Consider the following 24,301-nt stretch of genomic DNA (forward strand, 5'->3'; position numbering starts at 1 on the left):
CTTTGGACACACCGTCCAAAACGGCTCCGGAGGAGGTGCGATGAGTACGACGACCGCTCTGCACCCGCCCCGTGTCGGGGGTCCGGCCGACCCGCTCACCTCGGTCGCTCTACTCGCCTCGGCCGTGGCCGGCCGCCTCGTCGAGCTCCGCCTCGGGCGCAGGCCGACTCACTCGGACGGTTGGAGCATCACGCTCGGCCCGGACGCTGCCGAGCTGTCGAACCACGAGGTGGAGCTCCTCGTCATGGCACAGGCGAGCCTGGTGGCTGTCGGCAGCCTCGTGCCAGACGTCGTCCAGCTGCTCAGGGGCGCGTCGCCTGACGCCCATCGGCAGTTCCTGGCGCTCGAGCTGGGACGAGCACGGCGCGAGCTCCGCGAGGTGCTCCCGGGCAAGCTCGCGATGCTGATCGACCGCGACCTCGGTGTCACGACGGCGACAGCATCGTCGCGCGAATCGGCTCACCGGGCACTGGCCGTCTGTCAGGCGCCCGACCTGCCTCGCTGGTGCGGACACCTCGACCTCGACTCCGTACGTCGGCGTGCCCGGGCCCACCCGGCGGATCCGCCGTCGCAGGCCGAGCTCGCGGTCTCCCTTCGGGAACAGGCCGAGCCGTCGCAGGACGACGCCGACGAGGAAGGCGAGCGCAGCACGTTGCTGGAGAAGCTCGCCGGCCCGTTCTCCGGGCCCGTCGGTCGCGCGTTCCAGAACATGCTCGGCGCACGCCGCTCGGAAGGCTCGGGGGTGACTGGCTTCGCAACTGGAGGTGGTGTCAGCCGTCGCTCGGGTCGACCGCCGGTCGGTGCCGTGCCCGTCAGTGCCCTGCCTCCCTCGCTGATGGCCACCGCCACCACCTCGGTCGTCGGGCACGTGTACCCGGAGTGGGACGTCGTCCGTGGGGCCCACCGCCCGGCGTGGTGCACGGTCGCGACGCTCGACCCGTCCGGGACCACCGCGACCGCCGCCCCGGCGCCGAGGCGGATGTCCACCGAGGAGAGAGCGGTCGCGCGCAGCCTGATGCGCGTCGCGCCGTCCTGGGCTCGCCGGCCACGATCGCTCGACGGCCCCGACATCGACCTGACGGCGGCTGTCGACCTCCAGGTCGCGCTTGCCGCCGGGTACACCCCCGACCCCAGGGTCCACGTCGGTGAGCAGCGTCGGGCCGGAGAGATCGGAGTCCTGGTCCTGCTGGACGCCACCGAGTCCACCAGCGGCCCGCGCAGCGAGACGACCCTGTTCGACGAGCACCGCCTCCTTGCTGATGTTCTCTCTGGTGCTCTCCACTCGCTCGACGTGCACGCCGCGACGTACGCCTTCCGGACCCGCGGTCGCCACGACGTCCGGTTCCTCCGGTGCAAGGGGTTCTCTGACCGCTGGGACGCCGCGGGACGGCAGCGTCTCTGGGGCCTGTCACCGTCCGGCTTCACCCGGCTCGGTGCGGCGCTGCGGCACGGCACGGCGATGCTCGCCGACCAGCCAGGTCTTCGGCACCGGGTGCTCGTCGTCATCGGCGACGGCATCGCGTACGACGACGGGTACGAGGGCGGGTACGCATCGGCGGACACTGCCCGGGCACTTGCGGAGGCACGCCGCCGCGGAGTCGCGTGCGTCGCTCTGTCGGCCCGGCCGTCGTACGCGCTCCAGGACCTGTGGGGCGCCGACGGCCACCGCATCGCGCGCGACCCGCACCGTCTCGCCGGCGAGATCGCGCCCCTGCTGACCCACGCACTCGGCCAGGTCGCGCTCCGCGCTGGCCAGACGAACGACGAAAGGAGGCCCTGATGGTGACCGACACTGTCCTGACCCCGCCGGCTCTGGCGCTGACCACAGAAGATCCGAGGCCGTACTACCGAGAGGTCGGCACGGAGGTGCTGGTCTTCGAGGCCGCCGCTCGGGCTGGCCTTCCCGTGCTCCTGAAGGGTCCGACCGGCTGCGGCAAGACGCGTCTGGTCGAGCACATGGCGGCTCGGCTCGGCCGCTCGTTGCACACGGTGTCGTGCCACGAGGACATGACGGCGTCCGACCTGCTCGGGCGGTTCGTCCTGACGGGTGGGGAGACCCGATGGGTCGACGGCCCCCTCACGACGGCGGCCCGCGAGGGAGGGATCTGCTACCTCGACGAGATCGTGGAGGCACGAGCTGACGCCATCGTCGCGATCCACTCGCTGACCGATCACCGGCGCCAGCTCAGCCTGGAACGCCTGGGAGGTGTCACCGTCCCGGCGGCTGACGGGTTCCAGCTCGTCGTCTCCTACAACCCCGGCTACCAGAGCGTCCTCAAGGACCTCAAGCCGTCCACCCGGCAGCGGATGGTGGCCATCGACCTCGGATTCCCCTCCCCGGAGGTCGAGAGGGAGGTCGTTCGTCGCGAAACGGGCCTCGAGGGGCAGCCTGTCGAGGACCTGGTGCGCCTGGCCCAGGCGCTCCGTCGCGCCGACGCCATCGGGCTGCGCGAGGTCGCCTCGACCCGCACCCTCGTGTCCGCCGCGACCCTGATCGTCCAGGGGCTCGGGTTCACCGACGCGTGCACCGCTGCCATTGCCTCGCCACTCACCGACGACGAGGGACTCATGGCGTCCCTCGTCGCACTCATCACGACCTACGAGACCGGAGAATCCCGATGACGACCGACCTGTTCCGCTCATCACCAGTCGAGGAGTCGGAGGCCCCGAAGGGCAACCGTGCCATCTCCTGGTGGGCTGGCCTCGGCTTCGCCTTCCTGGCCTTCGCCGCCTACCTGATCGTGGCCTGGGTCGCGGCCGGGGAGCCGGAGAGTGTCGGCACGGGACCGACGCCGGTGCCGACCTGGATGAAGGTGGTGCTCGGCATCCAGCAGTGGGGCTTGTTCGCCGGCATGCTGGCCCTGATCTGGTTCAAGGCGATCCGCCCGCGCCTGCGGACGGGCTCGATCCCGTTCGACGGCCTGATGGTCCTGTCGTTCGCGGTGATGTGGTGGTCGGACCCGCTCTACAACTACTTCACACCCGGGTTCAACTACAACGCGTACTTCATCAACCTCGGGTCCTGGGTGGGTCACGTCCCCGGCTGGATGTCGCCGAACCCGACGGAGATCCCGCAACCGCTCCTCTGGCTGCCCGGCGTCTACACCTGTGCGTTCTTCCTGATGGTGATCATCGTCAACTGGATCTTCCGGAAGACGCGCGAGCGGTGGCCCAGCATCAGCCCGGTCAGCATGTGGCTGATCGCCTTCGTCCCGATGATGGTCGTGGGCACGCTGTGGGAAGCCGCCTTCATGGTGATGGGCTCGCACTCGTATGCCTCCGCGATCCACGAGGTCACGTTGAACGCGGGGCACTACTACGCCTTCCCCGTCTACCAGGGCATCACCGCCAGCCTGCTGTACACGACCTGGGGTGCGATGCGCTACTTCCGCGACGACCAGGGGCGCAGCTTCGCGGAGCGCGGCATCGACCAGTTGCGGGTCTCCAACGGTGCGAAGGGCTGGCTGCGGTTCTTCGCAGTCTCTGGTGCGATCACCGGCATCTTCTTCGTCTTCTACCACGTGCCCAACGCGATGATCGCGCTCCGCGGCGACGCCTGGTCCGACGACGTCCAGGAGCGTTCCTACTTCGTCACCGAGATGTGCGGTCCGTGGAGCGATGTCGCCTGCCCGGACCCGCGAGTCCCGTTCCCTCGCGGTGACCAGTCGATCGTCATCGGGCCCGACGGTGAGCTCGTCGTACCTCCGGGGATCGACGTCCCCAAGGCGCCCTTCCTGGACCAGGACCGGTGACGGCAATGAGCACTGAGTACGACGTCATCGTCATCGGCGCCGGCCACAACGGCCTCGTGGCGGCGAACTACCTCGCCGACGCGGGCCGTCGTGTCCTGGTCCTGGAGGCGGCCGGCACGATCGGCGGCTTCACGGCATCAAGGAAGTCGATCCCGGGAGCCCCGGATCACCTGGCGCATCCCTACTCGTTCGACCCGTTCTTCTGGGACTCCTTCCCTGCCGCGACGGAGCTCCAGTTGGACAAGCATGGACTTGAGCGCGTTCGGGTCGACCCCGGACTGGTCTATCTCGACCCCGAGGACGCGTCGCTCGCCTTCTGGGAGAGCCCCCAGGCCACGGCCGATGACATCGCCCGGTTCTCCCGCAAGGACGCTCGGGCCTATCTCGAGTTCGCCGATCTGCTGAAGGCCTTCAGCGATGTGGCCCTGTCCTACTTCGTGACCAACCCGGGACGCCTCGACCTTCCCGGCCTCGCGCGGACGGCAAGGCACGCGGCTCGTCACCGGAAGCACCTCGGTGACGTCGCGGCCCTAGCCACCGGCTCCGTGGTCGAGGCGATCGCGGAGCGTTTCGAACATCCAGTTGTCCGCAATGCGCTGCATGCGGCGGCGGGCTCGACCACGCCGAACTCTGCCGACGGCAGTGGAGCCGGGTTCCTCTGGCTCGCGAACCAGCACCGGCACGCTCACCAGCACCTTGTCGGTGGCATCCAGTCGCTCCCGAACGCCCTCGCCCGGCGCCTTGAATCGGTCGGCGGCACCGTTCGGGTCTCGTCACCGGTCGAGGAGATCCTGCTCGACGGAGGGCGGGCCGCGGGGGTGCGTCTCCGGGGCGGCGAGGCCTTCCATGCGGCCGAAGCGGTCGTCGCCGCGTGCGATCCGCACACCGCGCTGGGTCGTCTGCTGCCGCGGGGAACGCTGGAGCCGATCCTCGAGAAGCGGGTCGACAACATCCCCGTCCGCAACGGGGGCTACGGCCAGATGAAGGTCGACCTGGCCTTCAGCGGGCGACTCTCGCTCCAACGCTACGAGAAGCGTCGCGGTGACGACCTCGACCTGCGACTGCCGATGCATGTCCTGGCGACCGAGGACGGCATCGAGCGGGCGTTCGCGCGCTCGAAGGCGGGCCTGCTGCCGTACGACGACGACTGGAGCATGTGGAACGTCATTCCCACCGGCAACGACCAGAGCCAGGCTCCCGATGGCCAGGACAACTTCTACTGCTACCTCGCCGTCGCGCCGTACGCGCCGGAGGAGCCGTGGGATGCCGCCGGCCCGGACGGCGTCACCCTGCGCGAGCGGGCGGGCAACTCGGTGGTGGCGAAGCTCGCGAAGTTCTACGACGGCGTGGAGACCCTCGAGATCGGGCGCCAGGTCCTCAACAATGAGGACTTCGCCCGCGAGGTCGGTGCGACAGGTGGCAACATCACGCACGTGGACATGGTGCTGAGCAGGGGCGGCCCGCGGCGGCCGGTGCGCGGCCTGGCCGGCTACGAGATGCCCGTCCCTGGTCTCTATCTCGGCGCGAGCGGTGCTCATCCGAGCGGGGGCATCACCGGCGCGCCCGGCTACATGGTGGCCCGTGAGGTGCTGAGGCGCCCGATCTCTGCGCGACTCAAGAACCGGTGGGGGCGATGACGACCCACGCGCCCGCCACCGAGTCGGACCCGGCCGTGCTGGAACGCAAGCCGGGGGCGCTCGTCTTCTGGTCGGCCTTCGGGGTGCTGGTGACCGCACTCGCGGCGTACGCCTGGATCAGTTGGGTCTTCTCCGGCGACTTCCAGCGCGTCGACCCGGGCGAGGACCACTACCGGTTCCTCTGGTACCTGCGGACCTTCGAGGTCGTGAGCGTGGTGGTCAGCGTCGCGATGATCGGCTGGTTCGTCGTGCGTCCGTGGCGTCGGGAGAGGCGAGTGCCCATCGACGGCAAGATCCTGCTCGGCATGATGATCGCCTACTACGTCGACCCGATCCTCAACGTCTTCAACCCCGCCTTCGCCATGAACGCCCATGCGGTCAATTTCGGTTCGTGGGCGGGATTCATGCCGGGCTATCCGAGCCCTGGGCAGGAACGATTCGCCGAAGGCCTGCTGTGGGCCCAGCCGTTGTACATGTACTTCGGGCTGTTGGCGGCGATGGGCGGTTGCCAGGTCCTCAGGCTCCTCAGGGCCCGGATGCGGAGAGCCAGCGTCGCCACTCTCTACGCGATCCTCTTCGTGACCTTCGCCCTGGCGGACGTCGTCGTCGAGATGGTGTTCATCGTCTACCCCCAGCTGTACATGTTCCCCGGGGTCCCCGAGAAGTTCTCGTTGTTCGCCGGCGAGATCTACCAGTTCCCGCTCTACCAGGCGCTCTTCGCGGCAGTCTTCGCGACGATGGTGACGTGGCTGCGGGACTCGGTCGACGCGACGGGTCGATCGGCCGTCGAGCGGGGCGTCGACGACCTCGGCTTCTCGCCCCTTCGGCGTCACGCCACCTCGTTCATGGCGGTCACCGGTTTCTGCACGGCCGCGGCCCTGGGCTACTTCCTGCCGTACTCCGCGGCGACCATGACGGCAGACACCTACGTCGACCTGCCGTCGTACCTCAGCCCCAGCGCATTCTGCGGTGTCGACGGAAAGCCGGACTGCCCTTCGCAGCACCTTGACCAGCTCCAGCACGGAACGGGAGGAAAGTGACCAGCACATCTGTGCAGGCCATGGCGGGGGCGCGGCGCCGTCGCGCCACCCGGGCCCTGATCATCGCTGCGGCAGAGCAGCTCCTTGTCGACGGCGTGGACTTCCATGCGATGTCGATGGCGGAGATCGCCAAGGCGGCGTCGGTGTCACGCGCGACGCTGTACCTCCACTTCAAGGACAAGCGCGACATCATCGCCGAGCTCGCCGAGCGGATCGTCGCGCAGCGCTTCGAGATCGGGGCGGATCTCGTCTCCGACCCGACGATGAGCCGCGAGCAGATGCGGGTCATCGTCGCCGACATGGCTCGCCGGTGGGCCGAGGACGCCCCACTCTTGCACGCGATCGTCCGGCTGGCAGAGCAGGATCCCGCGATGCGGGAGGTGTGGGTGCACGCCATCGACGAGGTGGGTGACATGGGCGCCGCGCTGATGCGCACGCGGTGGGAGCTCGAAGGGCGACCCGTCGGGGACGTCGAGACCCTGGGACGTGTCCTGTCGTGGATGTTCGAGCGTTGTGCGCGCCAGATGATCGAGGACCCCGACAGTGAGGTCAGGGTCGTCGACGCCGTGACCGAGGTCGTCTGGCGGGTCATCGACTACCGCGAACGCCCCTGACCTGACATCGGCACCGACCCGGTTGGTGGGTTCGCCCATGAGACGCGGGCCGCATCAGGGGTGGAGATGGCTGCGGATCAGCAGGGTGAGGCTGTGGCGGAACTGGTCGCTCCTGCCGGCGGTGGCCATCACGCGCGCCCGCAGGGCGGTCTCGGTCTCGGAGCCCGGGTCGCCGGGATCGGACAGGTCCTCGGCGCCGTAGCCGCCGGGGTAGCGGGAGGCGCGGTGCAGGCCGCTGCCGAGCGTGAGCCAGAAAGCGGCGACCACCATCTGGGCGGCGCGGTCGAGGTCGTGGCAGACCTGCTCTCCCATCCGGCTCAGGGCCAAGCCTGCCGTGCTCGCCTGCGGGCCGACGATCTGGCGACCCGCTGACGCCTGTGCGATCGCCGGGTGTTCGATCAGCAGGTCGTGCAGGCGCACGAACCAGTCGATGATGGCTGCTTCCGGGTCGTCGCTGCGATGGTCGAAGCCGAGCTGGCCGATCGACTCGTCGATCACGAGGTCGAGCAGCTCCTCCTTGCCGCTGACGTGGTGGTACGTCGCCATGGGCGTGACCCCGAGCTCGGCCGAGAGTCGGCGCATCGTGAGCTTGTCGAGGCCGTCGCGGTCGGCGATGGTCAGCGCCGCTTTCACGATCCCTGGGACGTCGAGCCCTGCAATGCGTGCCATGACTTCCTCTCGTGACCCTGGTCTCAGAATCTGCTTGCCAAGGCCAACTGTACAGCGTACATTCGTTTTTAGAGGTTATTAAAAACGAAGGATGCGTCAGATGCTGGAACTCTCCGCCGACGAGGATGTCGCCGTCCTCCACGCGATCGCACAGCCGGGCTCGTCCTGGTCTTCGGTCAACCTCGCTGAGGCCGTGCCGGGCGTGATGACACCGCTGACCGCCAGCGCCTGGGTCCCGGCCAGCGAGACCGGACTGCGCCTGCCGTTCCACGCCATGGGCGTGCTCGAAACGGCGCGCAAGGAGATCCCGGCCGACCCGGCCGACCGGATCACCAACGCCTTCTTCGGGCGGATGGCCGTCCGTGTCGATTTCCTGTGCGAGATCGGCGACCTCGTGCCCGGACAGAGTGGCGAGGCCTTGTCCCGCGACTTCTTCGGCTACGTGCCTCCCGGCTACGAGAGCAACCCGTCGCTGCGCCGGGTCCCCTTCATCCTGGCGCGTTACCCCCGCACCTTCGCCACGATCGCCCGCCGCATCGAGGAGCTGCGCGCGCGGACCGACGCATGGTGGCGGGTCGAGATCGCCCGGGTGAACGGGTTGGATCTCGCGGCGAGCCAGCGCCTCGTCATCGAGGCGGACCGCCGGTTCGCGGAGAACCTCGCGGCCCAGGCCCTGATCAGCGCGGCTGCGATCCAGCCGGTCCAGGAGCAGCTCGACAAGCTCGCCGATGCCGCAGGTGTTGACGCGTCGACCCTGCTGCGGGGCACGCCGCACGAGGAGAACGTCGTCCTGATGGACCTCTGGCGGGTCTCGCGCGGGTCGCTGTCGTTGACTGAATTCCTCCGCCGGCACGGCTACCACGGGCCGGGGGAGGGTGAGGTCGCCACCCGCGTCTGGCGTGAGGACCCAGAGCCCGTACGACGGATCGTTGCCCAGTACGCAGGCAAGCCCGACCACGAGGCGCCCGACGCTCGCGATGCCGACCACCGGGCCGGGCGCGCCCGCGCCGAGGCCGCCGTGATGGCCGCGGCCGGCGGCGCAACGGGTCGGCTCAGGGCACGCCTCGTCCTGCGCCTGGCACGGCGCTTCATCCCGCTGCGGGGAGTCGGCAAGGTGGCCTACCTGCAGAGCCTCGACGTCCTCCGTGCGGCTGCTCGCCAGGTCGGCGCCGACCTGGTTGCTGCTGGCCGGCTCGACGAGGCCGACGACACGACGTACCTCACCGTCCAGGAGCTCGGTGATCCGTTCCTCCGCCACCGACCCGACCTCCGGGCAACCGTCGAGGCGCGCAAGGCGCAGCGGCACGAGTTCCAGCAGCTGACGGTGCCGTCGGCGTGGACCGGGCAGCCGGAGCCCGAGGCGGTCGTTCTGGCGGACGAGTCGTTCGGAGCGCTGACCCTGACCGGCATCGGCGCCTGCCCGGGCATCGTCAAGGGGAAGGTCGTCGTTGCCCACGATCCGTCGGATGTCGAGATCGAGGAGGGCGACATCCTCGTTGCCCACACCACCGACCCCGCCTGGGTGTCACTGATGTTCCTGTCCGGCGCCCTCGTCGTCGACATCGGCGGCCTGATGAGCCACGCGGCCGTCGTCGCCCGCGAGCTCGACATCCCCTGCGTCATGAACACCGGCAACGGCACCCGCGCCCTGCGTGACGGCGACGTCGTCCGCGTGGACGGCCGGGCCGGCACCGTCGAGGTCCTCGAACGGGCCTCGCTGACCACCACCGAAGAAGAAGGAGCACTCGCATGACCGCCACGACCGCCACGACGGCCAGTCCCGCCGCCACCCTCTGGGGACCGCTCGCCGAGCCGATCCACAACGACGAGGCCGGCCCGGGCGATCCGGTGTGGAAGGACAACGGCTATCTGTCCTTCTGGGACGTCGAGCGCCAGGTCTTCGGCACCTTCCACGTGTCCACGTCGCCCAACGGGACCGGCGCCCGCCGCGCACGCTGCTCTGTCCTGCTGGGAGGCGAGGGTGGCCGTGTCGTCGAGGTGATCGAGGATCTCGAGCCGGGCACCTTCACCAGTCAGAGCATTTCGTTCGGCCTGGACGGCACGATCACTGTTGACCACCCTGACCTGGTTGCACGACTGCAGAACTCACCGATCCACCAGCCGGCGGACTACTCGACGACCGACCTGATCCCGGCGCTCGTGCCCGGGAAGCCCCTGCAGCACTTCCAGCAGGCCTGCCGCCTGGTCGGCACCTTCGACGCCGTGGGCGTGCAGTACGACGTCGACGGCTTCGGCATGCGGGACCGCACCTGGGGCTTCCGCGACGAGTCGGCCCAGTGGGCCGAGTACGCCGGCCTGGTCGGCGTCTTCGACGGTGGCGACGACCAGGTGTTCGTGACGGCGATGAAGTTCCTCGGCACCGACGGCGTCATGAAGGCCGACGGGTTCGTGATCGACGCGGACGGGTCGCACTCGATCACGGAGATCGGCTTCCGTCGTACGGCGGCGGCGCAGTTCCTCGCCGGGACGCTGACCCTGGCCGACGGCTCGGTGCGGGTGGTCACGCTGACCGACCGCCTCGCCGGCTTCTTCGTGCCGATGGGCGCCGAGACCGACGGACCGGCCTTCGGCACCTACGACGACTTCATGCAGCTCGAGCTCGACGGAGGGACCGGTGCCGGCTTCTTCGAGCAGGGCATCGTCCACCGCGTGTACTGATCAGGAGACACCCATGAACCACGAAGCACTCCGGCTCTTCCAGGCCGTCCGGCTCAAGGGCCGTGCGAAGCCCGAAGACCTCGCCGCCGCAGCAGGCCTGTCGGCCGACGCGGCCGCGCCGATCCTGGCCGACCTGCAGGACGCCGGGCACGTCGAGGAGGCGCGTGAGCGCCTCAAGCTCACCGCCGGCGGACGGGCAGCCCTCGACGCGCGGCTTGCCGAGGAGCGGGCCGGCGTGGACGCCCCGGCACTCGTGGCTGGCTACCACGAGTTCGACGAGCACAACGACGCGCTCAAGGGGCTGATGACCCGCTGGCAGCTCAAGGACGCGACGACCCCGAACGACCACACCGACCCGGCCTACGACCAGGCCGTCGTGGATGACCTCGTGAGCCTGGACGCGGCGTTCGCTCCGCTACTGGCGCGTTTCGTCGAGCTCGCCCCGCGGCTGGGGCACTACCCCGCCCGTTTCGGTCACGCGCTCGCACAGATCGCTGAAGGTGACCACAGCTGGTTCGCGCGGCCCCTTGCCGACAGCTATCACACCGTGTGGTTCGAGCTCCACGAAGACCTGATCGGTCTGGCCGGGCTTACCCGCGCCGACGAGGCCGCCGCCGGGAGGGCGCTGTGAACGCGCCGACCCTGACCAGCTCTGTCGTCGCGCTCGCCGCTGGCGGCAGTCACACGCGGGAGGAGATCGGCGGCAAGGCATGGAGCATCCAGCAGATGCTCGGCCTGGGCATCCCGGTGCCGCCGGCGTTCGTGGTCACCACCGACGTCTGTCGTGACTACCACCGCGCCGGGCGGAGCCTCGACGAGCAGATCTGGCAGCAGGTCGTGGCCGCGGTCGCCGGCATCGAGACTGCGGTCGGTCGGACCTTCGGCGGCGCGCTGCCGTTGCTCGTCTCCGTGCGCTCCGGGGCATCGAACAGCATGCCCGGCATGATGGACACGGTCCTGAACCTCGGCATGAACGAAGCCATCGAGGAGCGTCTCGCGGCCGAGACCGGCAGCCCGTCGTACGCCGCCGACACCCGGCACCGCTTCGAGGAGCAGTTCGTCAAGGTCGTCGGTACGACGGCGCCGCAGGACCCGTGGGAGCAGCTGCGTCTCGCGGTCTGCGCCGTGCTCGACAGCTGGTTCTCGAAGCGAGCGGTCGCCTACCGCGCCGCGCGCGACATCCCGGACACCGGCGGCACGGCCGTCACGGTGCAGGCGATGGTCTTCGGCAACCTCGATGACGACTCCGGCACCGGGGTGCTGTTCTCGCGTGACCCCCTCACCGGCAGCCCCGAGGTGTACGGCGAATGGTTGGCCCGCGGGCAGGGCGAGGACGTCGTGTCGGGTCGGTCCGACGCGCTGCCGCTCGGCGCGCTGGCCGCGTCCCAGCCTGTCGTGCATGCGCAGCTGATGGAGGCCACCGCAACCCTTGAAGCCGAGGGCCGTGACGTCATGGACATCGAGTTCACCGTCCAGTCCGGGAAGTTGTGGCTGTTGCAGTCACGTCCGGCGAAGCGCTCGCCCGAGGCCGCGGTTCGCTCGGCCGTGCACCTCGCCGAGTCTGGCGTCATCACGCGGGAGGAGGCGCTCGAGCGGATCCGTCCCGAGGACGTCAGCGCCCTTCTCCAGCCGCATCTTGCCGCTGCCGACCTGCTCGCCTCACCGCCGGTTGCGGTCGGCAAGCCGGCCTGCCCCGGCATCGCGACCGGTGTGCTGGTCACCGACGCCGACGAGGCCGAGAACCGCGCCGACAACGGCGAGGACGTGATCCTCGCCCGGCCGACCACCGACCCCGATGACGTCGCCGGCATGGCCGCTTCCGTCGCCGTACTGACCGAGATCGGGGGCTCGACCTCCCACGCCGCCGTGGTCTGTCGTGAGCTCGCGATCCCGTGCGTGGTCGGCACGGGCATCGACAGCCTGATGGGCCTCGCCGGACAGGTGGTCACGGTCGACGCGAACAACGGCGCGGTGCACCTCGGGGTGCTCCGGGTCGAACCTCCCACCGCATCTGATGACCCCGTACTGGCGACACTGCGCGCCTGGCGCGAAGAGGAAGGAACGGCATGACCGCCACCGACGAGATGATCGACCTGCTCGACACCCCCGCTCCGCGGGCGGAGACGACCTGGACCACCGGCAACGTCGCCGAGGCGTTCCCGGGTGTCTTCACTGCGTTCGGTCTCAGCTTCACCTTCGGACCGATGGAGCTGGCGTTCCGGCGGATGTTCCGCGACCTGGGCGTCTACACCGATGCTGACGTCCACGTCCCGACGCAGATCGACGACTGCTTCTGGTCGGTCTTCGCGGGCCGCGGGGCGGGCAACATCGACAAGTTCCGCGAGATCGCCGACGTCATGCCGGGCACCTCTGCGTCGGCCGTGGAGCAGCAGCTGTTCGGCTTCGTGCGGCCGGAGACCGTCGACGCCAACGTGCGCAACCGCTACCCGGCGATCATCGCCCGCGCACCGCGCTGGCTGATCGGGGTGCCGAGGCGCCACGACGTGATGTTCGCCGAGCTGCGGCGCTGGCGGCTGGAGCAGCTCCCGCGGATCGCCACCCTCGACGAGGCTGGTTGCCTGGCCCTCCTGGACGACGCGCGTCAGCGGTTCGAGGACGTCATGTCGATCCACATGGGTGTCGCGATGATCAGCTCCAGCTTCGCCGACAAGGTCGCCGACGCGGCGAAGGCGGCCGGCCACGAGGGGCTCGAGGGCCAGCTGCTCTCGGGTGTCGGGTCCGACGAGAACGAGGTCGCCCACGACCTCTGGGCGCTGGCCCACGGCGAGATCACGATGACGGAGTTCTCCGACCGGCACGGTTACCACGGGCCGGGGGAGGGCCAGCTCGCCGGATCGGTCTGGCGGGAGAACCCGGCGCCCATCCTGGCCCGGCTCGACGACTACCGCGCCATCGCGCCAGGATCGCCCCGGTCGCCGAAGGTGCGGAGTGCAGCGCAGGTGGCGGTGAGGGAGCAGGCGATTGCCACCTTGCTGACGGCGACCCCGCGGCTGAAGCGCAGACCGACAGCGTTCCTGCTGCGGGTCACGTCCCGGTTCCTGGCCCTGCGCGAACAGGGCAAGGCCGGCTACCTGCTCACCTTCGACGTGGCACGTGCGGCGACCCGTCGTCTCGGCGAGATCCTCGTCGAGCGCGACGTGATCGCCGCGCGTGACGACGTCTTCCATCTGCGCCATGACCAGCTGGTCGCGGGGGTCAGCACCGACCAGCGCGACCTCGTCGCCCGCCGTGCCGCTGACTACGACGTCCGCCAGGGACTGCGGCTCCCCCACGCCTGGTCCGGCGTCCCCGACGTGGTCAAGGCCGGCGACGGCGCGGGTGCGGCTGCTGTTCTGGGTGATGTGGTGACCGGCGTGGCCGCCAGTGGCGGTGTCGTGGAGGGCCGGGCTCGCGTCGTACGCGATCCCAACGAGGTGGAGCTCGACGACGGCGACATCCTCGTCTGCGAGACCACCGACCCCAGCTGGGTGTCGCTGTTCCTCGTCGCGGGCGGTGTGGTCACCGACCACGGCGGGCTGCTCAGCCACGGACCGATCGTGGCGCGCGAGCTCGGCATCCCCTGCGTGTGCGGCACGGAGACGGGCAGCCACCGGATCCAGGACGGCCAGCTGCTGCGGCTGGACGGCGACGCGGGAACGGTCGAGGTGATCGGGTGACTGGTCCGGTCAACGTGCGCGACGTCGGTGGGCTGCCGCTGACCGGCGGCGGCGTCACCCGCAGCGGAGTGCTGCTCCGCGGTGATGCCTTGTACGACGGCGACGAGCCACCGGCGCACGTGACCTGGCCGCCGGCCACCGTGATCGACCTGCGGTCCGCGAAGGAGCGAGCCCGGTCGCCGTACACGTGGCCGGAAGGGACCACGCGGGTGGTTCGCGAGCTGTTCGACGCCGCCGAGCTCGGCGCGATGCCGCGCCACGGAGCCCTGCTGGCCGTCTATCGCGACCTGGTCGCGAAGGCCGGACCGGGCATCGCCGGCCTGCTCGACCTGATCGGCGACGGACCGACGTACCTCCATTGCGCCGCCGGCAAGGACCGCACGGGCGCGAGCATCGCGGCGCTGCTGCTGCTCGTCGGCGTCCCCAAGGACGAGGTCGTCGCCGACTACCAGCGCACCGAGCCCGAGATGGCGGGAGTGCTCGCCCGACTGGTGGACCGCGGCGCGATCGACGCCGACCACTGGCAACCCGAGTGGGCGGCGACACCGGCCGATGCGATCGGTCTCGTGATCGCCGACGTCACCGGCCACCCCGAGGGTCCGCGCGGCTGGTTCCTGGCGCATGGGGCCAGCGACGCCGGGATCGACCGGTTCCTCCGCCGCCTCACCTGACGTCAGGCGAAACGCTTCTTCAACCGCGTCAGCGCACCGTCTCGGTTGGCGCGGATCAACGCCTCGGCGGCGTTCTTGCCCGGCAGGCCGGAGATTCCGCCCGTCGGGTGGGTGCCGGCGCCGGTGATCCACAGGCCGGGGACGGGGGTCTCGTAGCCACCGAATCCCTGCGCCGGACGGAGTCCGCCGAACCGCATCCCGACTGGCTCCACGTGATAGACGTTGCCGTCCGGGACGTTGAAGCGCTCCTCGAGCTCGGGCGCTGACATCACCCGTCGGCTGATCTCCATGCTGTCGAGGCCCTCGTAGTAGAGCGAGGACTCCTTGAGGACCTTGTTGCCGATCTGCTCGCGCATCTCCTCCCACGGCACCTTCGGGTTGCGGGGGAAGATGCCGGACCACGCCCAGAAGGTGTCCTGGCCGTCCGGTGCCTGCGTGGGGTCCAGGCGCGACGGGACGATGCCGATGAAGCACTCGTTCTCCGGATAGACCCGCTGTACGGCGCTGTTCCATGCGTCGAGGTGGTCCTCGTAGGTCTGCCAGCTCACGATCGGTTCGGTCAGGTCGAGGCCGTCCTTGCGCCACGCGTTGTGCCGGGGCATGGTCAGCCGACCCGACACCGCGACGTCGATCTTGAGGGTCGTCGTCTCCAGCACGTTGGTCGGAATCGCGAGCGCCCTCCGCTCGAGGTGATCAGGCAGGGTGCCCTCGGGCAGCAGCTGGGCCAGCGTGGCCTTCGGGCTGCAGGACGCGAGGGTCGTCGTCGCGAGCAGCTCTTCCCCGTTGTCCAGTCGTACGCCGGCCACGGTGTCGCCGCGCATGACCAGCTCGGACACCCGGCTGTTCACGCGCACCGAGCCGCCGTGCTCGATCAGGCACTGCGTGAGCGCGTTGGTGAGCGCGCCGGTGCCGCCCTGGAAGCGGGCGGAGTTCGTCCGGTGGCACATCGCGATGTAGATCAGTGCCCACGCCGTACCGTCCTGCGTCATCCAGCAGAACGGCGGCATCGAGGCCAGGGCCGCCCGCAGCAGGGGTGTGTCGAACCGCTCCTCGATGAACTCCTTGTGCGACGTGGTGAGGAAGGTCGTGAGCGGCAGCAGCTCCTTGCGCTTCTTCAGCGCCTTCGGCAGCTCACGGATCAGTTCGGAGCCGGGGCGCAGCGGGTGACCGTTCATGTAGGGAATCGCCAGGTCCATGGCGGCGTCGAGGGAGCGGGCGAAGGCCTCGTAGGCGCGGGCGTCCCTGGGGGAGAAGTGGCGCAGCTCCTCGACCGTCTTCGCCGGGTCGTGCCAGAACGCCAGTGACGGCCCCTCGGGGTCGAGGTGGACGTGGAACGGGTCGGCGATGATCTGCTTGAAGCCGTACTTCTTCAGCTCCAGGTGGTCCTCGATGCCCGAGGAGCGGAAGAGCGAGGCCTGGATGCCGCCTTCGTTGATCAGGTGGCCGGGGGCGTCGGGGAAGATCGGGTTGGTCGAGATCATCCCGCCGATGGTGGGCGAGGCCTCGACGACCTCGACCGTCATGCCGGCCTTCGCGAGGTAGCAGGCGGCGACCAGGCCGTTGTGGCCGGCGCCGATGACGAGGACGTCGGCGGGTGCCTTCGGGTCAGGCATGGGAGAGCTCCAGTTCGGTGGCAGTGGTGGTGGCGGCTTCGTGGCGGATGGCGCGGAGGAGGACCCAGGTCATGACGAGGTACCAGGCACCGAAGGCCGCAGCCGGGATCCAGAACCCGATCAGCCCGGTCCAGGCGAAGACACCGTCTGCGAAGAACGCGATGAGGGTTGCGGGCAGGACCAGGAAGGCCAGCCAGAGACTGAACCAGGCAACCCAGCGGGGGAAGACCGGATCGGGGGAGCGGTCGCCGAGGGTGGCCAGCGCAATGGCAACGAGCTGCCCGACGACGGGCGGCCACGGGATGATCAGCAGGATGTAGGACAGGTCGTTGAAGGCGAGCGTGATGTCGGCTGGCCGCTCCGGCCGGAACGAGCCGACCATGAAGAACACGATCGGCACTGTCAGCACCATCGTGACGATGATCCCGGACGCGAACTGCAGCACGGACATGACCGGGAAGCCTCTCTCCGCGCGTCGCATCTGCATGCTGACCACGAGGGAGAACGGCAGGGTCAGGAACGCGCCGGCCATCGCAATGGTGAGGCCGGTCAGGTGCAGTGACTGGTTGTTTGCGTAGTGCTCGGCCACCTCGGCCGCCGAGTCGGTGGCCGGTACCAGCGGGATGAAGCCCCCGAGCAGGCCCCAACCACCGAAGAGGCACAGGGTGAACAGCGGCCCGCACCAGGCCATGGCGACCTGGACGCGGCGTCGGGTGTCGATCTCGTCCATGGCTCAGCAGACCCGGTGCAGGATGCCCTGCTCGAGGAAGCCGCCGCCGGCGGATCCGTCGAGCTCCAGGAGCATGAAGTCGTCATGGGCGCCGAACGCAGGCCCGTCGGTCTCGGCGCCCATGGGCACGAAGAACCCGGCCACTCGGTCGACCAGGGCCACGACCCGGCTGGAGCCGTCGACGAGGGTCAGCGTCGCGCGCAGGAACTGCGCGGCCGCCGTACGACGCAAGGCGATCGCCGTGATCCGGTGGCTCCCCGTCGCGTCGATGAGGAAGCCGTCGGCCTTCAGGGACCCGTCCGCGGACAGGAACTTCATCGCCGTGATGAACACGCCGTCGAAGACCCCGACGAGGCCGGCGTACTCGATCCACTGCGCCGTCTCGTCACGGAACCCCCAGGTCCGGTCTCGCATGCCGAAGCCATCCACGAGCCACTGCTGGCCGGAGGACTCGAACGAGCCCGAGACTGCGCAGCCCTGCTGGAAGTGCTGGAGCGGCTGCCCGGCCACCAGTGCGGGGATCAGGTCGGTGGCCGAGTAGTCCGCGGCGGTGTGCAGCGGAACATTCACGAACCGCGCCGTCAGGTCGGGATGCGCGACGGTGACGACACCGTCGAGTCCGAAGGAGATGGACCGACTGGCGAAGGTCCCGGGGTCGAGGTCCTCGACGATCTCGACCAACCGGCCGTCGGGGAGCTGCAAGGAGCACCGTGCGCGCCGACCGGCAAGGGCGTTCGGAGATGTCGAGACGTGGAACGAGCCGAAGGTGCGGCGTTCGACGTCCCAGAAGGACAGGTAGGCATTGTCCTTCCAGGTCGGATCGGCCGGGCCGGCCGCGTCGACGTGGACCGGCTGGGACAGCGCGCCCCAGGCCGTGTCCAGGTGGGTGGTCGTCACCGTTGTCTCCTCACCTGTTGCCGATGAAGCTCTGGGCGTCGCCGCCCGGCGCCGGTACGCCGATGAGCTTCGCCAGCAGCTGGCTCGCCGGGTTGCTGTACTTCATCGGCGCATCGGCCGGGAGCAGCCCGATCTCGACCATCAGGTTCCCTGCGCGGTGCATCAGGACCGACAGGCGCACCGCTGCCCAGACCTCGTAGTAGTCGAGATGGTCGATCGAGCGACCGGCTGCCTTCTCGTAGATGTCCACGACCTCGTCGCGGCTGGGGAATCCGCCCGGGTAGGGCATACCGATGCCTTCGGTGTGATGGCGCAGCAGGAAGAGCCACCAGGCGACCTCGGCGTCGGGCTGTCCGAGTCCGACCATCTCCCAGTCGAGGATGGCGTTCACCTGGAGGTCGTCGCCGAAGAGCATGTTGCCGATCCGCGCGTCGCCCCAGAGCAGCACGGGGTCGCGGTCGTCGAGCGGTCGGTTGTCGCGAAGCCAGGCGAATCCGGCGGCGGTGGTCGGATTGGTGTCGCCAGCACGGGCCCACTCATCGATCCGGTCCCACTTCTCCAGCTCGGCGTCGAAGGGATCGGAGCCGTCCGCGGGGGCGAGAAGGTCCAGCCCGTGGTGGCGCCAGTCGACGTTGTGGATGCTGGCCATCGCCTGGAGCGAGTTGACGCACAGGCGACCGCGCTCGTCGTCGGTGAGGTCGAGGACCCAGCCGGTGGCAGTGAAGGGCGGGTCATCGGCCGGCACCCGGCCGAGCGCGCGCTCCATCACCAGGAACGGCGCCCCGAGCACGGCCGGGTCCGTCTCCACCCAGCGCACCACCGGAACCGGCAGCCCGACACCGGCGAGGGCATTCATGACCGTCGCCTCCTTGGGGAGGTCGTACTCCATGAAGACGGCCGGCCCGGACGGGGCGACGCGAGCGACGAAGTCGCCCGTTCCGCCCTCCCACGTGGCGCTGAAGAGCACGGTGAGGTTCGACATCCCGCTGGCAGCGGGGACATCGCAGTCGGTGATCACGGCTCGCGTCAGGTGTCCGGCAAGCCAGGTCTCGAGTGCGCCGCGGATCTCTGCCGGGTCCGTGTTCGCGAGGGCCATCAGTTGTCTCCTTCGATGCGGGTGGTGGGCTCGGTCGTGGGCTCTGCGGCGCGGGCGGCCATCGCCCGTTGGTACTTGTCGAACCAGATCTCCTGGTAGGTGGCGTGGGCGATCCGGCCCTCCTCGTCGGTCCAGCGGAAGACGCTGTCGTGGAAGGAGACGTTGGGCCACGCCGGGATGGTGGCGGTGGCGATCGCCTCGCCGGTGAAGCGCCAGACCCGGCCGTCCTCATCGGTGGCCTCGACCTCCTGGCGCAGCGTGGCGAAGGTGTGCGGCTGGCGCTCCACGACGTTGCGGCGGATCCGGGTGACCTGGCGGGTCTCGCCCTTGTTGATCAACCAGGCGAAGTGGTGGGTCGGTGCGCCGTCCGGGACGTCGTAGACGCCGGCCCAGCCGGGGTCGGTGTCCGGCGCCTCGAAGCTGATCTGGTTGAACACCAGGTCCTCCCCGAAGTACATCGGCGACCAGCCGACCGGCGGGACCGGCACGCCGCCCTGGTCCTCGGTGCGGACCTGGCGCCAGGAGCGATCGCGCGGCGCGAAGCAGTCGACGTCGTGCTCCACGCCGTCGAGGACCAGTGAGCCGACGCAGTGCATGAACTGTTCGCTCCCGCCGGGGACGCGACCGGGGTCGCCGTGGTGGTCGTCCTCGCCGGGCATCACGTGACCGCGGGCGAGCAGTGGCGTGACGGCCGTCTGGGTCACGTCGAACGACGTACGCCCGTCCTTGCTGGTGTAGCTCACCCGCGCGATCCGGCCGGGCTCGAGGAACTCGACGCGCAGCCCGTTGGCGGTGGTGATGACGTTCCCGTCCACGTCCGGCCACGGCATGGTGACCTCGTAGTCGAGGTGCGCGATGTCGAGCACGTTGAGGTTGTCGAGGCCCTGGAAGATCGCCACCCCGCCCTGGCTCAGCGGGAAGGTCGGCTGGTAGCGGATGTAGAGGAAGGCGCCGATCGACGCCTGGGGCACGGAGAACCCGAAGTAATGGGTGTGGATCGTGTGGGGGTCCCACTGCGCGCCGGTCTCCGGCAGGGGCAGGAGCAGGTCCGTCTCGGGCGGGTGGACGGCGTGGTTCATGAGGACTCCTGCGGGTGGCGGCGATCGTGACGGCCACCACACTGGCAGAGAATGAACAACTTTTCAATATTGAAATTAATCTCAGTTTAGAACTAGGGTGCGACGCATGCTTGCCACTGCCGCCCGGGAGATCCCGGCCCACCCGACCACCGAGATGCCGTACGGTCCCGAGATCGCCTTCACGGTCTTTCTCGGGATCCCTGTCGTCATCGGGGTGTTCTTCGCAGTCCGCCACCTGGTGACCGGTCGCGGTCCGTTGCTCGCTGTCTGCCTGGTCGGTGGCGGCATCGCCTGCCTCTTCGAGCCGATCGTCGACACGCTCGGGCTCTGCTACATCCGCGAAGGTGCCCACCTGACGACGTTCACGTCGATGGGGCGCGACTTCCCGCTCTTCATCAACTTCGTCTACATCTGGTACGTCGGCGGGCTGGCCTATCTCGCCTACCGGGTCTTCTCCAACGGCATCACGGTGAGCGGCCTGTTCCAGCTGTACCTGATGGACGTGTTCATCAACATCGGGCTGGAGAGCCCGGGCGTGCTGATGGGCGCCTACGAGTACTACGGACCGCAGCCGATGAGCTTCTGGGGTCTGCCGCTGTGGTGGGTCTTCGTGAACCCGATCATGCCGCTCACGGCAGGGGCCCTCATCTACCGCCTCAAGCCGTACCTGCCCGGATGGCGGATCGCCCTGGTGATCCCGTTCATCCCGATGGCCGACGGCATCGGCAACGGTGCCGCGGCGTGGCCGGTGTGGACCGCGCTCAACCTGGATGCGCCGCTCTGGGTGAGCCACGTGGCGTTCCTGGTGACCGTGGGGCTGGCCCTCACCTGCGTCTGGGTGCTGTCGTTCGTCGTCTGCCGTCCCGATGACGAGGTCGCGGTCAGGGGCAAGCTCGCCATCGTCAAGGCAGCGATCTTCGGAGTGCCTGAGGGCTCCGTGCCGCCTCCCGAGATCACCATCGGTTCGGGGCCGAAGATGCCGGCCGTAGTCTGATCTCCATGGCTGGGGCTTCTGCGGGGGAGAGTCGTTACGACCGGCGCCGGGTGCGCACGCGTGGTGTCCTTGTTGCTGCGGGACGCACGCTGATCGGCACCCATGGCGTCGCGGGTCTGAAGATCCAGGACATCACCGAGGAGGCCGACGTCGCGCTCGGGTCGTTCTACAACTACTTCTCCAACAAGGAGGAGCTGGTTGAGGCGGTGGTGGAGGAGTCCCTCGCCGAGATGGCCGCGACGGCAGGTATCAACGACGCGAATCGCGACCAGGACCCGGCCGTCACCACGGCGCTGGCCGTGTTGCGCATCGTCGGCATCGCGTTCACGGACCCCGACCTCGCCCGGTTGCTGGTCCACCTCGACCACTCCGACCTGGTCTACTCCAGGGCGATGGGGCCGCAGGCGATGGAGGTCGTTCGTGCAGGTGTCGACGCCGGGCGCTTCATCGTGCCGGACGCCGACGTCGTCGTTCACAACGTCGTCGCAGGGTCACTCGCCCTGATTCGACGGATCCTCGACGGCGAGCAGCACGACCGGTCGGTGATCGCCGTCCAGGCCGAGCTGACCCTGCGCCTGCTGGGTCTCGGGGTCGACGAGGCTGCTGCCGTGGCCGCCCGCTGCGTGGAGCTCAGCGAGCAGGCCTGAGCCCTGTTCAGGCGGTCGGGGAGAGTGCATTCTCCACGAAGGACTGGGCGTTCGCGACGACCCGGTCGATGGTGGCCCGGTTCGGCTGCCACCACTCGGCCGTCCAGTTGATGGTGCCCATCACGAGCATCTGGGCAAGGTAGGGATCGAGGTCCTCGCGGAGCTCGCCGGATGCGGCGGCGGCCTTGAACAGCTCGCGCCACACGGCGCCGTACTTCTTCTCCTCGGCGTCGTGGCGTTCCCGGATCTGGTCCGGGAGCTGGCCGGCGTTGCGGATCGCCGCAGTGGTGTAGTCGGAGATCTCCAGCTCGTGGCGAAGGTGTGTCTCGACGCCGATCAGGATCCGCTCCATCGCGGTCGCCTCGGCGGGAGCCGCGGCGAGGGCCTTGGTGAGGTACTCCCGCATCTCGGCGAGGCCGACCCACATGACCTCCTCGATGAGGTCATCACGCGAGGGGAAGTAGTAGTAGATCGCCGGCGCCTGGAGCTCGGCGACCTCCGCGACGTCGCTGAGCCGCATGCCGGCGTACCCCTTGGCGCTCAGCACCTGCGCCGCTGCGTCAAGGATCCGCACCCGGGTGCGTGCGGACTTCTTGTCGCCTGCCTTGCCCTCACGGGCGGGTGTCAGCGTCGGGCTCCCGGGATTCTTCGCCATGTCCGGATTCTAATCGTGCTTCACAGATTCACATGCTCGACCCGCGCGGGTCAGCGTCCCAGCCCGCCGCGCTTGACCAGCTGGGCGGCGATCACGTTGCGCTGGATCTCGTTGGTGCCCTCGCCGACGATCATCAGGGGCGCGTCGCGGAAGTAGCGCTCGACGTCGTACTCCGTGGAGTAGCCGTAGCCGCCATGGATGCGGACGGCGTCCAGCGCGATCTCCATGGCGATCTCGGAGGCGTAGAGCTTGGCCATCCCGGCTTCCATGTCGCAGCGCTCTCCGGCGTCGTACTTCTCGGCGGCGAACAGCACCAGCTGGCGTGCTGCGGTGAGCTTGGTGGCCATGTCGGCGAGGTAGTTGCCGATCGACTGGTGCTTCCAGATCGCCTTGCCCATGGATTCGCGGACCTGGGCGTAGGCGAGTGCGTCGTCGAAGGCGGCCTGCCCGACGCCGAGGGCGCGGGAGGCGACCTGCAGGCGTCCGGTCTCGAGGCCGCGCATCATCTGCGCGAAGCCCTTGCCCTCGACCCCGCCCAGGAGCGTGTCGACGGGCGTGCGGAAGTCGTCGAACGAGAGCTCGCAGGACTCCACGCCCTTGTAGCCGAGCTTGGGAAGGTCGCGCGAAACGGTCAGGCCGGGCCCGTGCTCGACGAGCAGGATCGAGATGCCCTTGTGGCGGGGCTCGGCCTTGGGGTCCGTCTTGCAGAGCAACGCGATCAGGCCCGAGCGTCGGGCGTTGCTGATCCAGGTCTTGGAGCCCTTGACGACGTACTCGTCGCCGTCGAGGCGTGCGACGGTCTTCATCGCCTGCAGGTCCGAACCGCCGCCGGGCTCGGTGAGGGCCATGGTGGCGCGCAGCTCACCGGTCGCCATCCGCGGCAGGTAGCGCTGCTTCTGCTCCTCGGTGCCGAACTGCAGGATCAGCTTCGAGACGACGGTGTGGCCGCCCATCGCGCCGGCGAGGCTCATCCAGCCGCGGGCCAGCTCCGTGGTGACCTCGACGTAGCAAGGCATGGACACGGCCACGTCGCCGTACGGCTCGGGGATGGCGAGCCCGAAGATGCCGAGCTGCTTCATCTGCTCGATCCACTTCTCCGGGTACTCGTTGGCGTGCTCGATCTCGGCCACCTTGCCGCGCACGTCCCGGTCGATCCAGTCGCGCACCAGGGCGACGACTTCCTGCTCTTCCGACGACAGCTTCGCCATGGTGTGCTCGTTCCTCCGGGACTCGATTGCTTGCCGAACACTGTTTAATGTAGATTAAAAGAATGTCCGTGGTCAACGTCGCGCACGTCACCCGCCGCTCCGCCCTCTGTGTTCCGGCCGGTGACGACCGCAAGCTCACCAAGGCGCTGGAGTCCGGCGCCGACGAGGTCGTCATCGACCTCGAGGACGCCGTCGCGTACGACGACAAGGACCGTGCCCGCGCACAATTGGCCACCTTCGTCTGGCCCGCCGGGGGTCCGCAGGTCGCGGTCCGGGTCAACGCGATCGGCACTCCCTGGTGTCACCGCGACCTGGAGGTTGCGGCGTCGATCACTCGGGTGTCGTCGGTCGTGCTGCCGAAGGTGGAGTCGCGGGCGGACCTCGGTTTCGTCGAACGCCTTCTCGCTGGTCTCGAGGCCGAGGTCGGCCGGACCGAAGAGGTCGGCGTTCAGGCCCTGGTCGAGACCGCCGCCGGTGTCGTTGCCCTGGCCGACATCGTGTCCGATGTCCGGCGGCTGACCGCGGTGATCGTCGGCTATGCCGACCTGGCCGCGTCGCTGGGTCGCGCCCGTGACATCGAACCCGCTGCGTGGCGGGCGGTCCAGGACGCGATCGTGCTGCATTCCCGGGCCGCGCAGGTGGC

At 69.2% G+C, this 24,301-nt stretch carries 23 protein-coding genes; 15 read left to right on the plus strand and 8 right to left on the minus strand.

What is annotated here, in order from left to right; all coding sequences use genetic code 11:
• The first annotated feature begins 40 nt into the window (after positions 1-40).
• From ACOADB_RS23165 to ACOADB_RS23190, 6 genes are read left to right on the plus strand one after another with little or no spacing between them, the layout of a single operon-like run.
• The gene (locus tag ACOADB_RS23165; protein WP_378604252.1) at positions 41-1,780 is read left to right on the plus strand and encodes a nitric oxide reductase activation protein NorD; all 1,740 of its coding nucleotides are present in this window, start codon (positions 41-43) and stop codon (positions 1,778-1,780) included.
• Entirely contained in the window at positions 1,780-2,622 is an 843-nt protein-coding gene (locus tag ACOADB_RS23170; protein WP_378604255.1) for a CbbQ/NirQ/NorQ/GpvN family protein, read from the plus strand. The genes ACOADB_RS23165 and ACOADB_RS23170 overlap by 1 nt, the downstream gene beginning before the upstream one ends.
• Positions 2,619-3,752: a spirocyclase AveC family protein gene (locus ACOADB_RS23175; protein WP_378604258.1), complete on the plus strand. Its 1,134-nt coding sequence runs from the start codon at positions 2,619-2,621 to the stop codon at positions 3,750-3,752. Before ACOADB_RS23170 ends, ACOADB_RS23175 begins: the two co-directional genes overlap by 4 nt.
• Positions 3,753-3,757: 5 nt before the next feature.
• Complete coding sequence (locus tag ACOADB_RS23180) at positions 3,758-5,389, plus strand: phytoene desaturase family protein (protein WP_378604261.1); 1,632 nt, start codon at positions 3,758-3,760, stop codon at positions 5,387-5,389.
• Positions 5,386-6,429: a spirocyclase AveC family protein gene (locus ACOADB_RS23185; protein ID WP_378604264.1), complete on the plus strand. Its 1,044-nt coding sequence runs from the start codon at positions 5,386-5,388 to the stop codon at positions 6,427-6,429. The genes ACOADB_RS23180 and ACOADB_RS23185 overlap by 4 nt, the downstream gene beginning before the upstream one ends.
• Entirely contained in the window at positions 6,426-7,043 is a 618-nt protein-coding gene (locus ACOADB_RS23190; protein WP_378604267.1) for a TetR/AcrR family transcriptional regulator, read from the plus strand. The genes ACOADB_RS23185 and ACOADB_RS23190 overlap by 4 nt, the downstream gene beginning before the upstream one ends.
• Positions 7,044-7,097: 54 nt before the next feature.
• Here ACOADB_RS23190 and ACOADB_RS23195 read toward each other — a convergent pair whose 3' ends face one another.
• Positions 7,098-7,712 (minus strand): TetR/AcrR family transcriptional regulator, encoded by a 615-nt coding sequence (locus ACOADB_RS23195; RefSeq protein ID WP_378604270.1) that lies wholly within the window; start codon positions 7,710-7,712, stop codon positions 7,098-7,100.
• Between the two features lie 100 nt (positions 7,713-7,812).
• Here ACOADB_RS23195 and ACOADB_RS23200 point away from each other — a divergent pair, with 100 nt between their 5' ends.
• Genes ACOADB_RS23200 through ACOADB_RS23225 form a run of 6 tightly spaced genes read left to right on the plus strand, consistent with a single transcriptional unit; the run spans position 7,813 to position 14,739 of the window.
• Complete coding sequence (locus tag ACOADB_RS23200; RefSeq protein WP_378604273.1) at positions 7,813-9,465, plus strand: PEP-utilizing enzyme; 1,653 nt, start codon at positions 7,813-7,815, stop codon at positions 9,463-9,465.
• Positions 9,462-10,391 carry a DUF7065 domain-containing protein gene (locus ACOADB_RS23205; protein WP_378604276.1) on the plus strand — a complete coding sequence of 310 codons (930 nt, stop codon included), beginning with the start codon at positions 9,462-9,464 and terminating at the stop codon, positions 10,389-10,391. The genes ACOADB_RS23200 and ACOADB_RS23205 overlap by 4 nt, the downstream gene beginning before the upstream one ends.
• Positions 10,392-10,404: 13 nt before the next feature.
• Entirely contained in the window at positions 10,405-11,022 is a 618-nt protein-coding gene (locus ACOADB_RS23210) for a hypothetical protein (protein ID WP_378604279.1), read from the plus strand.
• Positions 11,019-12,461 carry a pyruvate, phosphate dikinase gene (locus ACOADB_RS23215; protein ID WP_378604282.1) on the plus strand — a complete coding sequence of 481 codons (1,443 nt, stop codon included), beginning with the start codon at positions 11,019-11,021 and terminating at the stop codon, positions 12,459-12,461. The genes ACOADB_RS23210 and ACOADB_RS23215 overlap by 4 nt, the downstream gene beginning before the upstream one ends.
• Positions 12,458-14,068, plus strand: a complete 1,611-nt coding sequence (locus ACOADB_RS23220; RefSeq protein WP_378604285.1) for a PEP-utilizing enzyme — start codon at positions 12,458-12,460, stop codon at positions 14,066-14,068. The genes ACOADB_RS23215 and ACOADB_RS23220 overlap by 4 nt, the downstream gene beginning before the upstream one ends.
• Positions 14,065-14,739, plus strand: a complete 675-nt coding sequence (locus ACOADB_RS23225) for a tyrosine-protein phosphatase (protein WP_378604288.1) — start codon at positions 14,065-14,067, stop codon at positions 14,737-14,739. Before ACOADB_RS23220 ends, ACOADB_RS23225 begins: the two co-directional genes overlap by 4 nt.
• Positions 14,740-14,741: 2 nt before the next feature.
• Here ACOADB_RS23225 and ACOADB_RS23230 read toward each other — a convergent pair whose 3' ends face one another.
• The 5 genes from ACOADB_RS23230 to ACOADB_RS23250 are packed head-to-tail and all read right to left on the minus strand — an operon-like array spanning position 14,742 to position 20,154.
• Positions 14,742-16,352, minus strand: coding sequence for a phytoene desaturase family protein (locus ACOADB_RS23230; protein ID WP_378604291.1), 1,611 nt, complete (start codon positions 16,350-16,352; stop codon positions 14,742-14,744).
• A complete protein-coding gene (locus tag ACOADB_RS23235; protein WP_378604294.1) occupies positions 16,345-17,082 on the minus strand; it encodes a hypothetical protein in 738 nt (245 codons plus the stop codon). The genes ACOADB_RS23230 and ACOADB_RS23235 overlap by 8 nt, the downstream gene beginning before the upstream one ends.
• Positions 17,083-17,085: 3 nt before the next feature.
• Positions 17,086-17,979, minus strand: a complete 894-nt coding sequence (locus ACOADB_RS23240) for a hypothetical protein (protein ID WP_378604297.1) — start codon at positions 17,977-17,979, stop codon at positions 17,086-17,088.
• Between the two features lie 10 nt (positions 17,980-17,989).
• Entirely contained in the window at positions 17,990-19,075 is a 1,086-nt protein-coding gene (locus ACOADB_RS23245; protein ID WP_378604300.1) for a phosphotransferase family protein, read from the minus strand.
• A complete protein-coding gene (locus ACOADB_RS23250; RefSeq protein WP_378604303.1) occupies positions 19,075-20,154 on the minus strand; it encodes a DUF7064 domain-containing protein in 1,080 nt (359 codons plus the stop codon). Before ACOADB_RS23250 ends, ACOADB_RS23245 begins: the two co-directional genes overlap by 1 nt.
• Before the next feature lie 106 nt (positions 20,155-20,260).
• Here ACOADB_RS23250 and ACOADB_RS23255 point away from each other — a divergent pair, with 106 nt between their 5' ends.
• Both ACOADB_RS23255 and ACOADB_RS23260 read left to right on the plus strand, forming a co-directional pair.
• Positions 20,261-21,148 carry a hypothetical protein gene (locus ACOADB_RS23255; RefSeq protein ID WP_378604306.1) on the plus strand — a complete coding sequence of 296 codons (888 nt, stop codon included), beginning with the start codon at positions 20,261-20,263 and terminating at the stop codon, positions 21,146-21,148.
• Between the two features lie 5 nt (positions 21,149-21,153).
• Positions 21,154-21,795 carry a TetR/AcrR family transcriptional regulator gene (locus ACOADB_RS23260; RefSeq protein ID WP_378604309.1) on the plus strand — a complete coding sequence of 214 codons (642 nt, stop codon included), beginning with the start codon at positions 21,154-21,156 and terminating at the stop codon, positions 21,793-21,795.
• Between the two features lie 7 nt (positions 21,796-21,802).
• On the opposite strand, the gene ACOADB_RS23265 is transcribed toward ACOADB_RS23260, so the two are convergent.
• Together ACOADB_RS23265 and ACOADB_RS23270 are read right to left on the minus strand one after the other, a co-directional pair.
• On the minus strand, positions 21,803-22,450 hold the full coding sequence (locus ACOADB_RS23265) for a TetR/AcrR family transcriptional regulator (protein WP_378604312.1): 648 nt from the start codon (positions 22,448-22,450) through the stop codon (positions 21,803-21,805).
• A 50-nt stretch (positions 22,451-22,500) separates the two neighbouring features.
• Positions 22,501-23,658, minus strand: coding sequence for an acyl-CoA dehydrogenase family protein (locus tag ACOADB_RS23270; RefSeq protein ID WP_378604315.1), 1,158 nt, complete (start codon positions 23,656-23,658; stop codon positions 22,501-22,503).
• 62 nt (positions 23,659-23,720) lie between these two features.
• Between ACOADB_RS23270 and ACOADB_RS23275 the strand changes: the two genes are divergently transcribed.
• On the plus strand, positions 23,721-24,301 hold a 581-nt coding region (locus ACOADB_RS23275), incomplete at its 3' end, for an HpcH/HpaI aldolase/citrate lyase family protein (RefSeq protein WP_378604318.1).

The organism is Nocardioides sp. CPCC 206348 (assembly GCF_048654705.1).
In the GTDB taxonomy this organism is placed as follows: domain Bacteria; phylum Actinomycetota; class Actinomycetes; order Propionibacteriales; family Nocardioidaceae; genus Nocardioides.

Excerpts from the sequence above, each read along its gene's own strand:
- ACOADB_RS23165 (WP_378604252.1), top strand. The coding sequence starts at position 41 with ATGAGTACGACGACCGCTCTGCACCCGCCCCGTGTCGGGGGTCCGGCC.
- ACOADB_RS23170 (WP_378604255.1), top strand. The coding sequence starts at position 1,780 with ATGGTGACCGACACTGTCCTGACCCCGCCGGCTCTGGCGCTGACCACA.
- ACOADB_RS23175 (WP_378604258.1), top strand. The coding sequence starts at position 2,619 with ATGACGACCGACCTGTTCCGCTCATCACCAGTCGAGGAGTCGGAGGCC.
- ACOADB_RS23180 (WP_378604261.1), top strand. The coding sequence starts at position 3,758 with ATGAGCACTGAGTACGACGTCATCGTCATCGGCGCCGGCCACAACGGC.
- ACOADB_RS23185 (WP_378604264.1), top strand. The coding sequence starts at position 5,386 with ATGACGACCCACGCGCCCGCCACCGAGTCGGACCCGGCCGTGCTGGAA.
- ACOADB_RS23195 (WP_378604270.1), bottom strand. The coding sequence starts at position 7,712 with ATGGCACGCATTGCAGGGCTCGACGTCCCAGGGATCGTGAAAGCGGCG.
- ACOADB_RS23200 (WP_378604273.1), top strand. The coding sequence starts at position 7,813 with ATGCTGGAACTCTCCGCCGACGAGGATGTCGCCGTCCTCCACGCGATC.
- ACOADB_RS23205 (WP_378604276.1), top strand. The coding sequence starts at position 9,462 with ATGACCGCCACGACCGCCACGACGGCCAGTCCCGCCGCCACCCTCTGG.
- ACOADB_RS23210 (WP_378604279.1), top strand. The coding sequence starts at position 10,405 with ATGAACCACGAAGCACTCCGGCTCTTCCAGGCCGTCCGGCTCAAGGGC.
- ACOADB_RS23220 (WP_378604285.1), top strand. The coding sequence starts at position 12,458 with ATGACCGCCACCGACGAGATGATCGACCTGCTCGACACCCCCGCTCCG.
- ACOADB_RS23230 (WP_378604291.1), bottom strand. The coding sequence starts at position 16,352 with ATGCCTGACCCGAAGGCACCCGCCGACGTCCTCGTCATCGGCGCCGGC.
- ACOADB_RS23235 (WP_378604294.1), bottom strand. The coding sequence starts at position 17,082 with ATGGACGAGATCGACACCCGACGCCGCGTCCAGGTCGCCATGGCCTGG.
- ACOADB_RS23245 (WP_378604300.1), bottom strand. The coding sequence starts at position 19,075 with ATGGCCCTCGCGAACACGGACCCGGCAGAGATCCGCGGCGCACTCGAG.
- ACOADB_RS23250 (WP_378604303.1), bottom strand. The coding sequence starts at position 20,154 with ATGAACCACGCCGTCCACCCGCCCGAGACGGACCTGCTCCTGCCCCTG.
- ACOADB_RS23255 (WP_378604306.1), top strand. The coding sequence starts at position 20,261 with ATGCTTGCCACTGCCGCCCGGGAGATCCCGGCCCACCCGACCACCGAG.
- ACOADB_RS23260 (WP_378604309.1), top strand. The coding sequence starts at position 21,154 with ATGGCTGGGGCTTCTGCGGGGGAGAGTCGTTACGACCGGCGCCGGGTG.
- ACOADB_RS23265 (WP_378604312.1), bottom strand. The coding sequence starts at position 22,450 with ATGGCGAAGAATCCCGGGAGCCCGACGCTGACACCCGCCCGTGAGGGC.
- ACOADB_RS23270 (WP_378604315.1), bottom strand. The coding sequence starts at position 23,658 with ATGGCGAAGCTGTCGTCGGAAGAGCAGGAAGTCGTCGCCCTGGTGCGC.